Raw genomic sequence first — 17,214 nt, forward strand, 5'->3', positions numbered from 1 at the left:
GAAGAGAGGCGTGCCGCCCCCTCCTCTAGGGTGGGACGCATGAGGAAGACGACGACGCGCGGACGCGGCACGGTCCAGGGGCTGCCCGACTGGGACCGGTGCGCCGTCATGGGCGTCGTCAACGTCACCCCCGATTCCTTCTCCGACGGCGGCCGGTTCTTCGACACGACACTCGCCGTCAAGCACGGCATGGAACTTGTGGCACAGGGCGCCGACCTGGTCGACGTCGGCGGCGAGTCGACCCGGCCGGGCGCCAGCAGGGTCGACGAGGACGAGGAGCTGCGGCGCGTCCTGCCCGTCGTGCGGGGCCTGGCCTCCGAGGGCGTCACCGTCTCCGTCGACACCATGCGCGCGAGCGTCGCGGAGCGGGCCGTCGAGGCCGGCGCCGTCCTCGTCAACGATGTCAGCGGCGGCCTCGCGGACCCGGCGATGGTGCCCGTGGTCGCGGCGGCGGCCGTCCCGTTCGTCGTCATGCACTGGCGGGGCTTCAGCGAGGGCATGAACAGCCGCGCCGTGTACGAGGACGTCGCCGGCGAGGTCGTCACCGAACTGCGCGCCCGGATGGACGCGGTGGTCGACGGTGGGATCAGCCCCGACCTGCTGATCCTCGATCCCGGCCTCGGCTTCGCCAAGCAGGCCGGGCACGACCTGGAGCTGCTGGCCCGCCAGGACGAACTGCGCGCCCTCGGCCGGCCCCTCCTCGTCGCCGCCTCCCGCAAGCGGTTCCTCGGCCGGGTGCTCGCCGGGGACGAGGGCGCGCCGCCGCCCGCGAGGGAACGCGACGCGGCGACGGCCGCGGTCTCCGCGATCGCCGCCTCGAACGGCGCCTGGGCGGTGCGGGTGCACGAGGTGAGGGCGACGGCCGACGCGGTACGGGTCGCCCGTGCGATCGAGGGTGCGGCCAGGTGAGTGAGGACAGCGGGGCACCGTCCGAGGACAGCGAACTCGTCGACCGGGCGAACACCGCCTTCTACGAGGCGATGGAGCGCGGCGACCTGGAGGCCCTGTCGGCACTCTGGCTCGGTGAGGGTGACGACGGCGCGGAGGACGTGACCCCGTCGTGCGTGCACCCCGGCTGGCCGGTGCTGACGGGGCGCGGCGAGGTGCTGCGCTCGTACGCGCTGATCATGGCGAACACCGAGTACATCCAGTTCTTCCTGACGGACGTCGCCATCGCGGTGGCCGGCCCGACGGCTCTCGTCACCTGCACGGAGAACATCCTGAGCGGCGCCCCCGCCGAGGAGGGCTCCGACCTCGGCCCCCTGGTGGGCCAGCTGGTCGTGGCGACGAACGTGTTCCGCCGCACGGACGGTGGCTGGAAACTGTGGTCGCACCACGCGTCACCCGTGCTGGCCGAAACCGACCAGGACGAGTCGGACGAGCCACCCGCCTGAGTGGGTAGGCGGCTACGAGGGGTTGGCTGCCCTGGACACGGGGTAGGGGCGCCGCTACCCCCGGCTACCGACGGGCCCCGCGAGCGGGAGCTGTCCGGGCCCGACGGTAGATTCGAACGTGGGTGCCCGGCCCGCCCGCATGCGGCCGGTGCCCATGACCGACGACAGCAGGAGTGATTCGCGTGGATCGTGTCGCGCTGCGCGGCCTCAGGGCCCGTGGACACCACGGTGTCTTTCCCCGGGAGCGGGAGGAGGGCCAGACCTTCATCGTCGACGTCGTGCTCGGCCTCGACACCCGCCCGGCCGCGGCTGAGGACGATCTGGCGAAGACCGTGCACTACGGGATCGTCGCCGAGGAAGTCGTGGAGGTCGTCCAGGGCGACCCGGTCGACCTGATCGAAACGCTGGCCGAGCGCATCGCCCAGCAGTGCCTGAAGCACGACGGCGTACGGGAGGTGGAGGTGACGGTCCACAAACCGGACGCGCCGATCACCGTGCCCTTCGACGATGTGACCATCACCATCACCCGGAGCCGAGTATGAGCAAGCATGACGCGTACGGCGTGGGCGGGGCGGCGAGCGACCCGACCGTGCAGCCGGTTCCCGCCTCCGTGATCGCCCAGGTGGACGCGGCGGACGTGACGCTGTCGAACCCCAAACGCGCGGTGATCGCGCTGGGGTCGAACCTCGGCAACCGCCTGGAGACGCTCCAGGGCGCGGTGGACGCCCTGGAGGACACTCCCGGCGTCCGGGTCAAGGCGGTCTCGCCGGTCTACGAGACCGAGCCGTGGGGCGTCGAGCCGGGGAGCCAGCCGTCGTACTTCAACGCGGTCGTCCTCGTGAAGACGACACTGCCGCCGTCGTCCCTGCTGGAGCGCGGCCAGGCCATCGAGGAGGCGTTCGACCGGGTGCGCGAGGAGCGGTGGGGCCCGCGCACGATCGACGTCGACATCCTCGCGTACGGGGACGTCGTCTCGGACGACCCGGTGCTGACGCTGCCGCACCCGAGGGTGCACCAGCGCGCCTTCGTCCTCGCGCCGTGGCACGACGTGGAGCCGGAGGCGCAGGTGCCGGGCCGCGGCGCCGTCACGGAACTGCTGACGGTCGTGGGGCAGGACGGCGTGATGGCCCGGGTCGACCTGGAACTCCGTCTGCCGGAATAGTCGTTAGGCTCGGCAGGGACCTGGCGGCATATTTCTCGAAGGGCGGCTTTCCGGGTGAGGCAGTTGCGGATCGGCGTCCTGGCCGGGCTACTCGTGACGGTCGGCGTACTCGCGTGGGGCGGCGCCCGCCTGTGGGACTCGCTGGGCACCCTGCCCAGCGTCCCCGCGGGCGCCCCCATCGTGCTGGCGGCGATCGCGGTGATCCTCGTGGCCACGGCGCTGTCGATCCGGGCCAGGTTGCGCGCCCAGCGCGAGCGGCGCCCGGAGGCCAAGGGTGTGGATCCGCTCGTCGCGGCCCGTGCGGTGGTTTTCGGCCAGGCCGCGGCGCTGGTGGCCGCACTGGTGGCGGGCATGTACGGGGGCACCTGCGTGTTCCTGCTCACCCAGCTGTCCATCCCGGCGCGCCGCGACCAGGCGATCTACGCGGGGTTCTCGCTGCTCGCGGGCATCGCGGTCATCGCCGCGGCGGTCTTCCTGGAGCGCGTCTGCAAGCTGCCGGACGACAAGGACGACGACCACCACAACGGCGCGAGCGCCTGAGCCGTGAGCCCGCCCGGCTTCGTGGGGGCGGCGCGCATCCGCCCGGGCCACCACGGACTCCCGTACGACCCGGGGCCGGAGGACGACGCGGCGGCCGGCCGGACGCACGGGCGGCTGTCCACGCGACGGGCGGCTGTCCACGCGACAGCCGCCGGCCGCGCCGGCCACGGCCCCTGAGCGTCAGCGCGTCAGGATCAGGCTCATGGCTTCGGCGCGTGTCGTCGCGTCACGCAGCTGGCCGCGAACAGCCGAGGTGATCGTCTTCGAGCCGGGCTTGCGGATCCCGCGCACCGACATGCACATGTGCTCGGCCTCGATCACGACGATCGCGCCCCGCGCGTCGAGGATCCGTACCAGGGAGTCCGCGACCTGCGTCGTCAGGCGTTCCTGCACCTGGGGACGGCGGGCGAAGACATCCACCAGCCGGGCCAGCTTCGACAGCCCCGTGATCTTGCCGCTCACCGCCGGGATGTAGCCGACGTGCGCGACACCGTGGAACGGCAGCAGGTGGTGCTCGCACAGCGAGACGATCTCGATGTCCTTGACGAGCACCATCTCGTCGTGGCCGAGGTCGAACGTCGTCGTCAGAACATCCTCGGGCTCCAGCCACAGACCGGCCAGGATCTCCTTGTACGCACGGGCCACCCGGCCGGGTGTCGCGAGCAGCCCCTCCCGGTCCGGGTCCTCGCCTATCGCGAGGAGCAGCTCCCGTACGGCGTTCTCGGCGCGCTTCTCATCGAACTCACCGATCTGGCCATCGCCGTCGAGCGTCACCGGGTCCGTCATGTCTTCCTCGTTCCTCGTGCAAGAAAATGCCGCGCCCCCCAGGCTAGGCCGTAGACCATAGAACCTGGGGGGCGCGGCAGACATTCCGGACCGGACGGGGCCGGTCCCGCAGCCGTCAGCTGTTGTCGGGCCGGTCCTCCGGGATCTGCTCCGTCGGGGTGTCCGTGCCCTTCGTCAGCGACGCGGCACCGTTGGTGCCGGACGCGCCGTTGGTCAGCGCGAGCTCCTTCGGCGAGAGCACCGGCGGGCGGGTCGACGGCGTGCGCCGCGAGGAACCCGTCCAGGCCGGCCGCATGGGGCGCTTGACGATGGTGGTGAAGATCTGTGCGATCTCCTCCTTGCCCAGCGTCTCCTTCTCCAGCAGGGCCAGCACGAGGTTGTCCAGGACGTCCCGGTTCTCGACCAGGATCTCCCACGCCTCGTTGTGCGCCGTCTCGATGAGCTTCTTGACCTCTTCGTCGACGAGCGCCGCGACCTCTTCCGAGTAGTCGCGCTGGTGGCCCATCTCACGGCCAAGGAACGGCTCGCTGTTGTCGCCGCCGAACTTGATCGCGCCGAGACGCTCGGTCATGCCGTACTGCGTGACCATCGACCTGGCCGTGGAGGTGGCCTTCTCGATGTCGTTGGCGGCACCGGTGGTCGGGTCGTGGAAGACGAGCTCCTCAGCCGCGCGCCCGCCCAGCATGTACGCCAGCTGGTCGAGCATCTCGTTGCGCGTGGTGGAGTACTTGTCCTCGTCCGGCAGGACCATGGTGTAGCCGAGGGCACGGCCTCTCGACAGGATCGTGATCTTGTGGACCGGGTCCGAGTTGGGGGAAGCCGCCGCGACCAGGGCGTGTCCGCCCTCGTGGTACGCGGTGATCTTCTTCTCCTTCTCGGACATGATCCGGGTCCGCTTCTGCGGGCCCGCCACGACACGGTCGATCGCCTCGTCCAGGAAGTGGTTGTTCACCAGCTTCTGGTCCGAGCGGGCCGTCAGCAGCGCCGCCTCGTTCAGCACGTTCGCCAGGTCGGCGCCCGTGAAGCCGGGCGTACGACGTGCGACAGCGCTGAGGTCGACGTCGGGCGCGACCGGCTTGCCCTTCTGGTGGACCTTCAGGATCGCCAGCCGGCCCAGCATGTCCGGGCGGTCGACGGCGATCTGCCGGTCGAAGCGGCCTGGCCGCAGCAGCGCCGGGTCGAGGATGTCCGGCCGGTTCGTGGCGGCGATCAGGATGACCCCGCCCTTCACGTCGAAGCCGTCCATCTCCACGAGCAGCTGGTTCAGCGTCTGCTCGCGCTCGTCGTGGCCGCCGCCGAGACCCGCACCGCGGTGCCGGCCGACGGCGTCGATCTCGTCGACGAAGACGATCGCCGGAGCGTTCGCCTTGGCCTGCTCGAAGAGGTCGCGCACTCGGGAGGCACCGACACCGACGAACATCTCGACGAAGTCGGAACCGGAGATCGAGTAGAACGGCACGCCCGCCTCGCCCGCTACAGCGCGCGCGAGGAGCGTCTTGCCCGTTCCCGGCGGGCCGTACAGCAGCACGCCCTTGGGGATCTTGGCGCCCACGGCCTGGAACTTGGCGGGCTCCTGGAGGAACTCCTTGATCTCCTGGAGCTCCTCGACAGCCTCGTCAGCGCCGGCGACGTCCGAGAACGTCGTCTTCGGGGTGTCCTTGGTGATGAGCTTGGCCTTGGACTTCCCGAACTGCATGACGCGGGAGCCGCCGCCCTGCATGTTGTTCATCAGGAAGAGGAACACCACGACCAGCAGCACGAACGGCAGCAGTGACAGCACCACCGAGAGGAACGGGCTCTGCTTCGAGGGCGAGACCGTGTATCCCTTGCTGATGTGACCGGCGTTGAACTTCTGCTGGAGTTCCTTCGCGAGCGCGGAGCCCTGGCTGCCGATGTAGCTGGCCTGGATCTTGTCGCTGCCCGCGACCTTCTGGCCGTTCTTGAGATCAACCTTGATGACTTGATCGTCGCCAGTGGTCAGCTTGGCCTGCTCGGCCTGGTTCTTGTCGATCGCCTGAACGACCTGGCCGGTGTCCACCGTCTTGTAGCCGCCTCCTGTGGAGACGACATTCATCAACACGACCACGGCGAGGACGGCCAGCACGATCCACATGACCGGCCCACGGAAGTATCGCTTCACGTCCATCCATACGAGGCGGTGACGCCCCGTCCCTCCTGCCCGTAGGTAAATGCTGCTGTGAGAAAAGACTGTTCTTCGGACGGTACCCCAGCGTCGGCACTCACGGCCGCACGGTGCTGGTGACGAACCCGTCCTCCTCTGCTCCAACGCGGAGAGGGGTGGAGTGGTTCCCGGGTCAACAATGATGTGTCCGCATCAGTCCCCCGAAGGGGCCAACGCGACCGCGGAGTATCGCTCCGCGCCTGGTCAGCCACCGTAGACGTGGGGCGCGAGCGTCCCCACGAAGGGCATGTTGCGGTACTTCTCACCGTAGTCGAGGCCGTATCCGACGACGAAGGCGCTCGGAATGTCGAACCCGATCCACTTCACGTCGATGGCGACCTTTGCGGCATCCGGCTTACGCAGCAGGGTGCAGACCTCCAGCGAGGCCGGCTCCCGCGAGCCCAGGTTGGACAGCAGCCACGACAGCGTGAGGCCCGAGTCGATGATGTCCTCGACGATCAGGACGTGCTTGCCCTTGATGTCCGTGTCCAGGTCCTTCAGGATCCGGACGACGCCCGAGGACTGGGTGCCCGCGCCGTACGAGGACACCGCCATCCAGTCCATCGTGACCGGCGTGGCCAGCGCGCGCGCCAGATCCGCCATCACCATCACGGCGCCCTTGAGCACTCCGACCAGAAGGAGGTCCTTGCCCGCGTACTCCGCGTCGATCTTCGCGGCCAGCTCGGCGAGCTTCGCGTCGATCTCTTCCTTGGTGATGAGCACCGACTGGAGGTCGGTGCCCAGGTCCTTGTGGTCCACCACAGTCACTTTCGTCGTCCGGCGTCCGCTGGCCGGCTCTGTTCAGCCCTGCCGGATCACCAGTCTGCCACCCTGCCTCAGCGCCTCGACGCGCCCGGGCAGGTTGATGCCCGACTGGCCCCGCCAGCCCGTGATCAGGCGGTCCACCTCCTCGATGTGCCGCGCGAACAGCGAACCGGCGGGCGCGCCCGCCGTGATGGCCGCCTTGCGCAGCACCCGGCGGCGCACCGCGGGCGGCAGTTTGCAGAGCTTCGCCACCTCCAGTTGCCCCGCGTCGTCCCGGACGCTCGCCTCGGCGTCCGCGGCCCACGCGTCGAGCGCGTCGGCGTCGTCGCGCGACAGCTGCGCCGTACGGGCCAGGGCCTGGACGACCCCCTTCCCGAGGGCTTTCTCCAGGGCGGGCAGGCCCTCCTGGCGCAGCCGCGAACGGGTGTAGGCGGGGTCGACGTTGTGCGGGTCGTCCCAGACGGGGATGGCCTGCGCGAGACATGCCGTGCGGACCGTCTGCCGGTCGAGCTGGAGGAACGGACGGCGGTAGCGGCGGTCCGCGCCGGACACGGCGGCCATGCCGGACAGCGAGCGGATGCCGGAGCCCCTGGCGAGGCCGAGGAGGACCGTCTCGGCCTGGTCGTCACGGGTGTGGGCGAGCAGCACCGCGGCGGCGCCGTGCGCCTGCGCGACGGAGTCGAGCGCCGCGTACCGCGCGTCCCGCGCGGCGGCCTCGGGGCCACCGTCACGGCCGACGGCGACGGCGACCGCCTCGACGGGGTCGAGCTTCATGGCGGTGAGCCGGGCGACGACCTCGGCGGCGCGGATGTCGGACCCGGCCTGGAGGCCGTGGTCGACGGTGACGCCGCCCGCCCGGACGCCGAGCTTGGGCGCTTCGAAGGCGAGGGCGGAGGCGAGGCCCATCGAGTCGGCGCCGCCGGAGCAGGCGACCAGCACGAGGGGGGCGGGGTGGCCGCCCGGATGGAGGGGCCGGGAGGCGGCGGGCGCGCCTGTGGCACCGCGCGCACCGGCGCCGGCGGGCGTGGCGAACGCCGAGTGGTCGGTGAGGATGTCGTGGAGTACGCGGCGGACCGCCAGGCGTATCGCCGCGACCGCAGGATGGGGACCCATGTCCGGTGCCCTTCGTGAATATGTCTACGGGGAGGGAGTGGCTCGGTTGCGTCCCGCGCGCAAGGCCGGGACACGGGTTCGTCACTCAGAGTGCGTCGATGGTGACAGAACCGAGCCAATACCCGAGCATCGCACGCCCAGCCAGCCCGTACGGTCCCTCGGACGGGTGATAGCTGAGGCGTGCATCTGCCACGGGACTCCCCGTGTGTGCCAGGCGGTTATGCCTGGTGCACCCGCGCCACCCACTCGGCCGGCTTGGCGATCTCGGCCTTCGTGGGCAGGGTGTTCGGCGAGGTCCAGACGCGGTTGAAGCCGTCCATGCCCACCTCGTCCACCACGGCACGCACGAACCGCTCGCCGTCGCGGTACTGACGCAGCTTCGCGTCGAGGCCGAGGAGCCTGCGCAGCGCCTGGTCGAGGCGGCTCGCGCCGCGCGCCCTGCGCTGCTGGAACTTCTCCCTGATCTCGGCGACGCTCGGCACGACCTGCGGGCCCACGCCGTCCATCACGTAGTCCGCGTGGCCCTCAAGCAGCGACATGACCGCGGTCAGCCGGCCGAGGACCTCGCGCTGCCCCGGCGTCTGCACCAGCTCGACGATGCTCGGCGCCTCGCCCTGTCCCTCGCCGTCCGCGTCGGGGCGGTTGCCCGTGAGCGACTGAGCGGCCTCGCGGAGCCGTTCCAGCACCGTCGTCGGGTCGATGTCCGTCTCGCTCAGGAAGGACTGGATCTCCCCCTGGAGGTGGTCCTTGAGCCACGGCACGCCGGTGAACTGGGTGCGGTGGGTCTCCTCGTGCAGGGTCACCCAGAGGCGGAAGTCATGGGGATCGACGTCCAGTTCACGCTCGACGTGGACGATGTTCGGCGCGACGAGCAGCAGCCGCCCCCCACCGTTCTCCCCCGCGGGCAGGTCCCGCCCGGCCGGTGCGAACGTCTCGTACTGCCCGAGGACGCGCGACGCCATGAACGACAGCAGCATCCCCAGTTCGACGCCGGTGACCTTGCCGCCGACGGCGCCGAAGACCGCGCCGCCGGGAGTGTCGGCGCGACGCTCCTGGACCTTCTCGAAGAGGGGCTTGAGCAGCTCGCGGAAACCCTCCACGTTGGCCTTCACCCAGCCGGGCCGGTCCACCACGAGCACCGGCGTGTCCGCGGGCGCGTGGTCCTCAGGGACCATGCGCGTGTAACCGCGCACATGCTCCTCGGCCGCCTTGGCGTGCCGCCGCAGCTCGGCGACGATCTCGCGCGCCTCGTCCCTGGTCACCTCGGGACCCGGCCTCATGAGGCGGTTCGCGGTAGCCACCGCGAGATTCCAGTCGACCATCTCGGCACCACCGATGCTCGTCATGCGTCAACCGTACGTGGTGGAGCCCGCGTCCGGTGTGCTTCGGCTGCCCGGATTCCTCCCTGACATCCGCCCCTGAGATCGTCTACGGGACGAGATCCGCCGCGCGGGACGCGGGGCGGACCAAAGCAGCCGGAAGAGTGAGGTGGTCGCGCCATGACCCGTACGGTCTTCAGCGGAGGTCAGGTATTCGACGGCTCGGGCGACGCGCCGTCGGCCGCGGACGTGGTGATCGAGGACGGCCGGGTCGTCGAGGTGGGACCCGGCCTCGACGGGGACGAGCGGGTCGACTGCGCGGGGCGGACGGTCCTGCCCGGTCTCATCGACTCCCACGTGCACATCATGGCGAGCGACCTGAGCCTGTCGAAGCGGTTCCTCACCCCGTTCTCGTACCCCTTCTACCAGGCGGCGCGGAACCTGCGGCGGACCCTGGCGCTCGGCATCACCACAGTCCGGGACGCGGGCGGCGCGGACCTCGGGGTCAAGCAGGCCGTCGAGGACGGGCTGATCCAGGGCCCCCGCCTGCGGATCTCCGTCAACATCATCAGCACCACGGGAGGCCACGGCGACCACTGGCTGCCGTCCGGCCTGTCCGCGCCGATCTTCGGCGAACACCCCGGCCGTCCCGAGGCCGTCGTCGACGGCCCCGACGAGATGCGCAAGGCGGCGCGGACCCTGCTGCGGGCCGGCGCCGACGTACTCAAGGTCTGTACGACCGGTGGGGTGATCTCGCCGGGCGACGACCCGAAGCACGCGCAGTTCACGCCCGGGGAACTGGATGTGCTCGTCACCGAGGCACGGATGCAGGGCCGGTACGTGATGGCGCACGCGCAGGGCACGGACGGCATCAAGAACGCGGTCCGCGCGGGCGTCCGCTCCGTCGAGCACGGCATCTACCTGGACGACGAGGCGATCGAGCTGATGCTCCAGCACGGCACCTGGCTGGTGCCCACGCTCCTCGCGCCGGTCAGCGTGCTGCGCGCGGTGGAGCTCGGCATGGAGCTGCCGGACGCCGTCGTGCGCAAGACGAAGGAGGTCATCGAGGTGCACTCGGAGTCGGTGACACGGGCGATCGCGGCGGGCGTGAAGATCGCGATGGGTACCGACAGCGGCATCGGCCCGCACGGCACCAACCTGGAGGAGCTGCGGCTGCTGGCGGAATGCGGCATGAGCGTGCCGCAGGTCCTCGCGGCGACCACCTCCTCGGCGGCCGGCCTGCTGGGCCTGGGCGACGAACTCGGCCGCCTGGCTCCCGGCCACCGCGCGGACCTGGTGCTGGTGGAGGGCACGGTCACGGAGCCCTCCGACCTGGCGGATCTGGCCTCCCGCGTACGCGGCGTCTGGCGCGACGGCGTGCGGGTGGTGGACGCGGCGGGCACGGTGGCTCCGGTGGCGGCCTGAGGCTTGTGCGACGGCCCGGGGGCGCCCGGCCCGCGCGGCGGGACTCCGGCGCCCGCGTGGCGGGCTCCCGGGCGTACGGGGGCGGGGGCAGGGGCAGGGCGTACGGGCTCCCGAGCCGTCCGCGCGAGGCGTGGGTGTGCTCCCGGGCCGTCCGCGCGAGGCTCGGCGCCGTAAGGACGACCCGCGCGCCCCGGCGTGCGCGGTTGCCGGGAGCCCGGCGGCCGCGCGGGCGCGTGCGACGGGCGGGCGCCTGGGCGCCGGCGCGAGAGCCGGTGGGTCCGACGGCGCGAGACCCGTGGAAGGGCCGGTCTCCCGCCCAGCGCGCGCGAGTCAGGGCAGAAGTGCCGTCGATGCCTGGTCCAGGGCCTGTTCGGCCTCGGTGGGGGACGCCGTCCCGTCGGCCATGAAGGCGAACGCGAGCAGCCGGCCGTTGGCGTCCACGACCGTGCCCGCCAGGGTGTTGACTCCCGTCAGGGTGCCGGTCTTGGCGCGGATCAGACCGTCCGCGGGGCCTTCGCCCCGGCCGCTGTACCGGTCGAGCAGCGTGCCGCTGAAACCCGCGACGGGCAGGCCCGTCAGCACCGGCCGCAGTTCCGGGTGGGCCGGGTCCCCGTCCCGGGCCAGCAGGGAGGTCAGCAGGCCGGCGGTGACCTTGTCCTTGCGGTTGAGGCCGCTGCCGTCGGTGAACACCGTGCCGCCCAGCGGCATGCCGAGCTTGGAGAGCTGCTCCTTCACGGCCTTCGCGCCGCCCGCGAAGCTGGCCGGCTGGTGCCCGGCCAGGGCGGTCTGCCGGGCCATGGCCTCGGCGATGTCGTTGTCGCTCTCCGTCAGCGCGCGCTCGATCAGGTCGGAGACCGGCGCCGAGTACGTGACCGCGAGGCGCTTCGCGTCCTTCGGCGCCTTCGCCGGAGCCGCCGCCTTGGTGGCGGTGACGCCCCGCGCGTGCAGCAGGTGCCCGAACTCCTCGGCGGTGTCGCCGGCCGGGTCGCCGCTGCGCGGGGCGGGGCCACTGGTGGTGGTGTTGAGGCGGCCCTCGTCGAGCGTGAGGGCCACGACGGGGGCGATGTTGTCGTTGGGGCCGATCGGGTGCTGCCGGGGGCCCGAGTAGAGCGAGACGTCGTAGCCGAGCGCGACCTTCTTGACGCCCTTCTTCCTCAGCGCCCGCGCGGTGTCGTCGGCGAGCTTGCCGAGCGCCCGCGTGTCGAGGCTGGGGTCGCCCCCGCCGACGAGGGTGATCCTCTTGCCGTCCTCGTCCGCCACCACGGTGGTCGGGATGCGATGGTCGGGACCGACGGCCGAGAGCGCCGCCGTCATGGTCGCGAGTTTCACGGTGGACGCGGGGGTCATGGGGCGCTTCGCGTTCTTCGCGTACAGCTGCCTGCCGGTCTCGACGTCCACGACCGAGCCCGCCGTGACCGAGCCGAGCGCGGGGCGTGAGAGCAGCGGGCCGAGTGTCTTCGCGAGGTTGATCGGCGCCTCGCCCGCCTCGGCCCTGGTCCCGGTGTGGGATCGGCCCGCGGCGCCGGAGCCGTCCACGGTCCCGCTGTCCGCGGGCGAGTCGTCCGCGTCCGCGCCGAGCGCGGACAGGACGGGGCCCGCACTCGGGGCCGGCCGAGGCGCGCGCGCGGGCGCGCGGACGGGCGCGGGCGCGCCGGGATGAGCGCCGCCCGTCCGGTCCCGCCCAGCGGCCCAGGTCCTTTCGGCCTTACGCTGACCGTCGTCCCAGGGGCCGGCGACCGCGACGGCGCCCGCGGCGACCAGCAGGCCGAGGACGACGGAACCCGCCGTGACCTGCCAGGCTTTCTGATCGAGCACGGCTGACCAGCCCCTTTCGCGATCACATGACCTCGTGGGGGACACTTAATCACTGCGTCACGCGGCGCGCTCGTTGCCCCTGTCCGGGTGGTGGACGCGCTCCGCCGGCAGCGTCACGTCACAACCGCATGTCTTGATCTTGGAGGAACCACCCGTGGAGTTCGACGTCACCATCGAGATCCCCAAGGGATCGCGGAACAAGTACGAGGTGGACCACGAGACCGGCCGGATCCGCCTCGACCGTCGCCTCTTCACCTCGACCAGCTACCCGGCCGACTACGGCTTCGTCGAGAACACCCTCGGCGCCGACGGCGACCCGCTGGACGCCCTGGTGCTCCTGGACGACCCGACGTTCCCCGGCTGCCTCATCAAGTGCCGCACCATCGGCATGTTCCGCATGACGGACGAGGCCGGCGGCGACGACAAGCTGCTGTGCGTCCCGGCGTCGGACCCGCGCGTGGAGCACCTGCGCGACATCCACCACGTCTCCGAGTTCGACCGCCTGGAGATCCAGCACTTCTTCGAGGTCTACAAGGACCTGGAGCCCGGCAAGTCCGTCGAGGGCGCCGACTGGGTGGGCCGCGCCGAGGCCGAGGCCGAGATCGAGGCGTCCCGCAAGCGCCTTGAGGCGCAGGGCGGCGCGCACCACTGACCGGATCCCCACCGGGAAGCGGCGCGCACCACTGACCGTGCGCCGGGGCGCACGCCGCACGCGTCCCGCACCGGTCACAGCATGCTGTGAGCAGACACCCCGAACGGGCGGCACGCCGGAGTACGGCGCGCCGCCCGTTCGCGTGCCGCGAGCGCATTGTCGGCGTGTCCGCGGCCATGAGCGTGGCCATACTGGGCAGACGCGGCAGGAGGCCGTGCGAGCAAGGAACGAGGCGTGACGAGTGGCCGAGTCTGACGGTCCCGAGGACAGGAAGCCTCCCTCGGACGAGGCGCACAGCGCCTTCACACCGCCGCTCGGGGTGCCGCAGCCGCCGGTGCCCGAGGACGAGCACCCCACCTCGGAGTTCGCGCTGCCCGATGGCGTGCGGACGGAGGCACCGGCGCCCACGCCGTCGTACGTGCAGACCGTGTCGCTGCCCGCCTTCACCCCCGCCGAGGGTGTGCCCATGCTGCGGCTCACCAAGGAGACGCCGTGGCAGGACCGGATGCGCACGCTGCTGCGCATGCCGGTCGGCGACCGGCCGCTGCCGGAGGTCGTACAGCGGCACGACGTCACCGGTCCGGCCGTACCCCGGGTGCTCGACCTGACGCTGCGCATCGGCGAACTGCTGCTGGCGGGCGGCGAGGGCGCCGAGGACGTCGAAGCGGCCATGTTCGCCGTGAGCCACGCGTACGGCCTGGAGCGCTGCGAACCGAACGTGACCTTCACGCTCATCTCGATCTCCCACCAGCCCTCGCTGGTGGAGGACCCGGTGACGGCGAGCCGGGTGGTGCGGCGGCGCGGCACCGACTACACCCGCCTGTCGGCCGTGTTCGACCTCGTGGACGACATCACCAACGAGGACGAGGACGTCACGCTGGAGGAGGCGTACCGCCGCCTCGCCGCGATCCGACGCAACCGCCACCCCTACCCCGGCTGGGCCCTGACGGCCGCCAGCGGCGTGCTGGCGGGCTCCGCCTCCGTACTCGTCGGCGGTGACTTCGTGGTGTTCCTCGCGGCGATGACCGGCGCGATGCTCGGCGACCGGCTGGCCTGGCTGTGTGCGGGGCGCGGGCTGCCGGAGTTCTACCAGTTCGTGGTGGCGGCCATGCCGCCCGCCGCGATGGGGGTGGCGCTGACGGTGGCGGGTTCGGCCCTGTCCTGGGACGGCAAGCCGTCCGCGGTGATCACCGGTGGGCTGTTCGCGCTGCTGCCGGGGCGGGCGCTGGTCGCGGGCGTGCAGGACGGCCTGACGGGCTACTACATCACCGCCGCGGCGCGCCTGCTCGAAGTCATGTACTTCTTCATCGCGATCGTCATCGGCGTGCTGATCGTGCTCTATCTGGGCGTACAGCTCGGCGCCCCGCTGAACCCGGACAGCGCTCCCGTCAGCGGGCAGCGGCCGGTGGTCCAGATCCTGGTGTCGGTGTCGCTGAGCCTCGCGTTCGCGGTCCTGCTGCAACAGGAGCGCCGGACGGTGCTGATGGTGTCCCTGAACGGCGGCGTCGCCTGGGTCGTCTACGGGGCGATGCACTTCACGGCGCACATCTCGCCGGTCGCCTCCACGGCGGTCGCGGCCGGGCTCGTGGGCCTGTTCGGGCAGCTGTTCTCGCGCTACCAGTTCTCCAGTTCGCTGCCGTACGTGACGGCGGCGATCGGACCGCTGCTGCCCGGTTCCGCCACGTACTTCGGTCTGCTCGGCATCGCGCAGAACGAACTGGACCACGGCCTCGCCTCCCTGTCCAAGGCGGTCGCGCTCGCGCTGGCGATCGCGGTCGGCGTGAACCTCGGAGGCGAGATCTCCCGGCTGTTCCTGAAGGCCCCGGGGGCGACGCGCGGATCGGCACGGCGCGCGGCGAAGCGCACCCGCGGGTTCTGACCCGCCATTCACCCGTCAGGGTTGCGCACCGGCCCTTCGGAGGCTGATCCGGCCGCGCCCGGCCACGTCCCGCCCTCCGTGGCCGTCGGGCGGCGCGGCCGGGCGCTCCCCCGTCGGCTTCTTCGCCCCAACGGCCCGCTTGTCAGTACCGGCGCTCGTCCCGGGGGTCGACAGCGTTGCCGTCGGCCTCGGGATCCTGGGGGGGCCGACGACGACGCCCCTGCTGTGGACCCTGCTGAGGACTCTGCCGCGGGTCCTGGTGAGGCCCCTGCCGCGGGTCCTGCGAGGGGTAGCCGTAGGGCTGCTCCGGCTGCTGCTGGGGCTGCTGGTACGGCCCGGCCTGCTGCGGATACGGCGCCGGGTGCTGCTGATACTGCGGCTGCCCCGGCTGCTGCTGGGGCTGCTGGTACTGCTGTTGTCCCGGCTGCTGCTGGGGCTGCTGGTACGGCCCGTCCTGCTGCGGATACGCCGCCTGGTGCTGGGGCTGCTGGGGCTGCTGCTGACCCTGGGGGTAGTTGTACGGCTGCTGGTACTGCTGCTGCTGATACGGGTGGGCCTGCTGCGGCTGCTGCTGTCCCTGCGCCTGTTGCGGCTGGTACTGCGGCTGAGCCTGGGGATGCTGCTGAGACTGCGGGAACTGCCGGCCCTGCTGCTGCCCGTAGGCATCGTTCCCGTACCCGTACGGCTGCCCGCCCTCGTACTGCTGCGGCTGCTCGGGGTGCTGTGGCTGCTCGGGGTGCTGTGCCTGCTGTGCCTGGGCGTACGCGCCGTACTGCTGGGGCTGCTGTTGGTTCCCTTGCTGCTGGGCCTGCTGGGCCTGCTGGGCCTGCTGGGCCTGCTGGTACGGGTGCGGCGCGGCGGCGGGGGCTCCCTGGTGGCCGTACGGGCCCTGCCCGTACGGCCGGCCGTCGCTCCCGCCGTTCCCGTTCCCGCGGCCGGAGCCACCGGGGGCGGACGGCGGACCGGCCGGGTCGTCGTCGTCCGACAGCGCGGGCATGGGCATGGTGGAGGTCGGGTCGCCCGGCCCCCGCGAATCCGGGTACGGTCCGCCGGGCGCGGCCGGCTGCGGCTCCGCGCCCGTCTCCTCAGCGGCCTTGCCCCGCGCGCGCAGGTACTCGATCGCGACCGGCACGACCGAGACCAGCACGATCGCCACGAGGATCAGCTCGATGTGCGCGTTCACGAACGCGACCTTGCCGAGCGCCGCACCCAGCACCGAGACGCCGATGCCCCAGAGGCCGCCGCCGATCACGTTGTAGATCAGGAACGAGCGGTAGTCCATGCGGCTGACGCCCGCGATGATCGGCGTGAACGTCCGCACGATCGGCACGAAGCGGGCGAGCACCAGCGACTTCGGGCCGTGCTTCTCGAAGAAGGCGTGGGCCTTCTCCACGTTCTCCTGCTTGAACAGCTTGGAGTCGGGCCGGTTGAACAGCGAAGGGCCGACCTTGCGGCCGAAGAGAAAGCCCACCTGGTCGCCGAGGGCCGCCGCGATCCACACGAGCAGGCACAGCAGCCACAGCGGGGTGCCGAGCTTGCCGGCCGTGACCAGCAGACCCGCGGTGAACAGCAACGAGTCGCCCGGCAGGAAGAACCCGATGAGCAGGCCCGACTCGGCGAAGATGACGATCAGGAGACCGACTATGCCGAAGGTCGAGATCAGATGATCCGGATCCATCCAGCTGGGTCCGAGAGCAAGGGTGTACACGGGTTCCGGACTCCTGAGTCGGTAGTCGGTCGAGCGTCGGCGGCGATCCTACGTAACCGGTCCTGCGCGCCGGCGCGTCTGCGGCGATTCACCGTACGGGCTCCGCACTGAGCGTCTTCGGGCGTCGCCGGACCTCCAAGCTATCAACGCCTCCGTCCAACCGGTGGTTCCGCCCACGGGCGCGGGGCAAGCGCTGGTACGAGGGGCGGGAACGCGGACCGGTGCGGGGGGATGCCGACAGGGCGCGCGGCGACCTCCTCCAGGGGGAAGCCGAGCTCCCGGTAGAACAGGATCCGCTGCAGACGGTCGAGGCCGGCCTCCCCGTACAGCCGGTGCCCGGCGTGGTTGCGGGTGTCCGGCGAGAGCAGGCCGATCTCGTCGTAGTGGTGCAGGGTGCGGACCGTCACGCCGGCCAGCGCCGAGACCTGTCCCACCGCGTAGTGGCTCATCGCTTTCCCCTCTCCTCGCCCTGCG

Annotated in this window: 15 protein-coding genes and 1 pseudogene; 8 read left to right on the plus strand and 8 right to left on the minus strand. The window is 71.6% G+C overall.

What is annotated here, in order from left to right; genetic code table 11:
* The first annotated feature begins 39 nt into the window (after positions 1 to 39).
* The 5 genes from folP to OG310_RS15200 all read left to right on the plus strand — a co-directional run bounded on the left by folP (position 40) and on the right by OG310_RS15200 (position 3,096).
* Positions 40 to 909, plus strand: coding sequence for a dihydropteroate synthase (gene folP / locus OG310_RS15180; RefSeq protein ID WP_329456411.1), 870 nt, complete (start codon positions 40 to 42; stop codon positions 907 to 909).
* Positions 906 to 1,394: a nuclear transport factor 2 family protein gene (locus OG310_RS15185; protein ID WP_329456412.1), complete on the plus strand. Its 489-nt coding sequence runs from the start codon at positions 906 to 908 to the stop codon at positions 1,392 to 1,394. Before folP ends, OG310_RS15185 begins: the two co-directional genes overlap by 4 nt.
* Before the next feature lie 182 nt (positions 1,395 to 1,576).
* Positions 1,577 to 1,936: a dihydroneopterin aldolase gene (gene folB / locus OG310_RS15190; RefSeq protein WP_329456413.1), complete on the plus strand. Its 360-nt coding sequence runs from the start codon at positions 1,577 to 1,579 to the stop codon at positions 1,934 to 1,936.
* Positions 1,933 to 2,556: a 2-amino-4-hydroxy-6-hydroxymethyldihydropteridine diphosphokinase gene (gene folK, locus OG310_RS15195; protein ID WP_329456414.1), complete on the plus strand. Its 624-nt coding sequence runs from the start codon at positions 1,933 to 1,935 to the stop codon at positions 2,554 to 2,556. Before folB ends, folK begins: the two co-directional genes overlap by 4 nt.
* A gap of 54 nt (positions 2,557 to 2,610) precedes the next feature.
* Positions 2,611 to 3,096 (plus strand): DUF3180 domain-containing protein, encoded by a 486-nt coding sequence (locus tag OG310_RS15200; protein WP_329456415.1) that lies wholly within the window; start codon positions 2,611 to 2,613, stop codon positions 3,094 to 3,096.
* A gap of 180 nt (positions 3,097 to 3,276) precedes the next feature.
* Here OG310_RS15200 and folE read toward each other — a convergent pair whose 3' ends face one another.
* The 5 genes from folE to OG310_RS15225 all read right to left on the minus strand — a co-directional run bounded on the left by folE (position 3,277) and on the right by OG310_RS15225 (position 9,288).
* Positions 3,277 to 3,882 (minus strand): GTP cyclohydrolase I FolE, encoded by a 606-nt coding sequence (gene folE / locus OG310_RS15205; protein ID WP_329456416.1) that lies wholly within the window; start codon positions 3,880 to 3,882, stop codon positions 3,277 to 3,279.
* Between the two features lie 115 nt (positions 3,883 to 3,997).
* A complete protein-coding gene (gene ftsH, locus OG310_RS15210; RefSeq protein WP_329456417.1) occupies positions 3,998 to 6,028 on the minus strand; it encodes an ATP-dependent zinc metalloprotease FtsH in 2,031 nt (676 codons plus the stop codon).
* A 240-nt stretch (positions 6,029 to 6,268) separates the two neighbouring features.
* Positions 6,269 to 6,823 carry a hypoxanthine phosphoribosyltransferase gene (hpt, locus tag OG310_RS15215; RefSeq protein ID WP_329456418.1) on the minus strand — a complete coding sequence of 185 codons (555 nt, stop codon included), beginning with the start codon at positions 6,821 to 6,823 and terminating at the stop codon, positions 6,269 to 6,271.
* 42 nt (positions 6,824 to 6,865) lie between these two features.
* Positions 6,866 to 7,942, minus strand: a complete 1,077-nt coding sequence (tilS, locus tag OG310_RS15220; RefSeq protein WP_329456419.1) for a tRNA lysidine(34) synthetase TilS — start codon at positions 7,940 to 7,942, stop codon at positions 6,866 to 6,868.
* Positions 7,943 to 8,160: 218 nt separating this feature from the next.
* Positions 8,161 to 9,288, minus strand: a complete 1,128-nt coding sequence (locus OG310_RS15225) for a zinc-dependent metalloprotease (protein WP_329456420.1) — start codon at positions 9,286 to 9,288, stop codon at positions 8,161 to 8,163.
* A gap of 153 nt (positions 9,289 to 9,441) precedes the next feature.
* On the opposite strand from OG310_RS15225, the gene OG310_RS15230 reads away from it, so the two are divergent.
* Positions 9,442 to 10,686, plus strand: a complete 1,245-nt coding sequence (locus OG310_RS15230) for a metal-dependent hydrolase family protein (protein WP_329456421.1) — start codon at positions 9,442 to 9,444, stop codon at positions 10,684 to 10,686.
* Between the two features lie 330 nt (positions 10,687 to 11,016).
* Here the strand turns inward: OG310_RS15230 and dacB are convergent, their stop codons facing one another.
* On the minus strand, positions 11,017 to 12,501 hold the full coding sequence (gene dacB, locus OG310_RS15235; RefSeq protein ID WP_329456422.1) for a D-alanyl-D-alanine carboxypeptidase/D-alanyl-D-alanine endopeptidase: 1,485 nt from the start codon (positions 12,499 to 12,501) through the stop codon (positions 11,017 to 11,019).
* Positions 12,502 to 12,655: 154 nt separating this feature from the next.
* Between dacB and OG310_RS15240 the strand changes: the two genes are divergently transcribed.
* Both OG310_RS15240 and OG310_RS15245 read left to right on the plus strand, forming a co-directional pair.
* Positions 12,656 to 13,153 (plus strand): inorganic diphosphatase, encoded by a 498-nt coding sequence (locus tag OG310_RS15240; protein WP_329456423.1) that lies wholly within the window; start codon positions 12,656 to 12,658, stop codon positions 13,151 to 13,153.
* 241 nt (positions 13,154 to 13,394) lie between these two features.
* Positions 13,395 to 15,032 (plus strand): threonine/serine ThrE exporter family protein, encoded by a 1,638-nt coding sequence (locus OG310_RS15245; protein ID WP_329456424.1) that lies wholly within the window; start codon positions 13,395 to 13,397, stop codon positions 15,030 to 15,032.
* Between the two features lie 142 nt (positions 15,033 to 15,174).
* On the opposite strand, the gene OG310_RS15250 is transcribed toward OG310_RS15245, so the two are convergent.
* Together OG310_RS15250 and OG310_RS15255 are read right to left on the minus strand one after the other, a co-directional pair.
* Positions 15,175 to 16,740, minus strand: coding sequence for a DedA family protein (locus OG310_RS15250; protein ID WP_329456425.1), 1,566 nt, complete (start codon positions 16,738 to 16,740; stop codon positions 15,175 to 15,177).
* Positions 16,741 to 16,985: 245 nt separating this feature from the next.
* Positions 16,986 to 17,189: pseudogene (locus OG310_RS15255) on the minus strand (MerR family transcriptional regulator); the annotation flags it as partial.
* Positions 17,190 to 17,214 lie beyond the last annotated feature (25 nt).

The sequence above is a fragment of the Streptomyces sp. NBC_01497 genome, from assembly GCF_036250695.1.
In the GTDB taxonomy this organism is placed as follows: Bacteria; Actinomycetota; Actinomycetes; order Streptomycetales; family Streptomycetaceae; genus Streptomyces.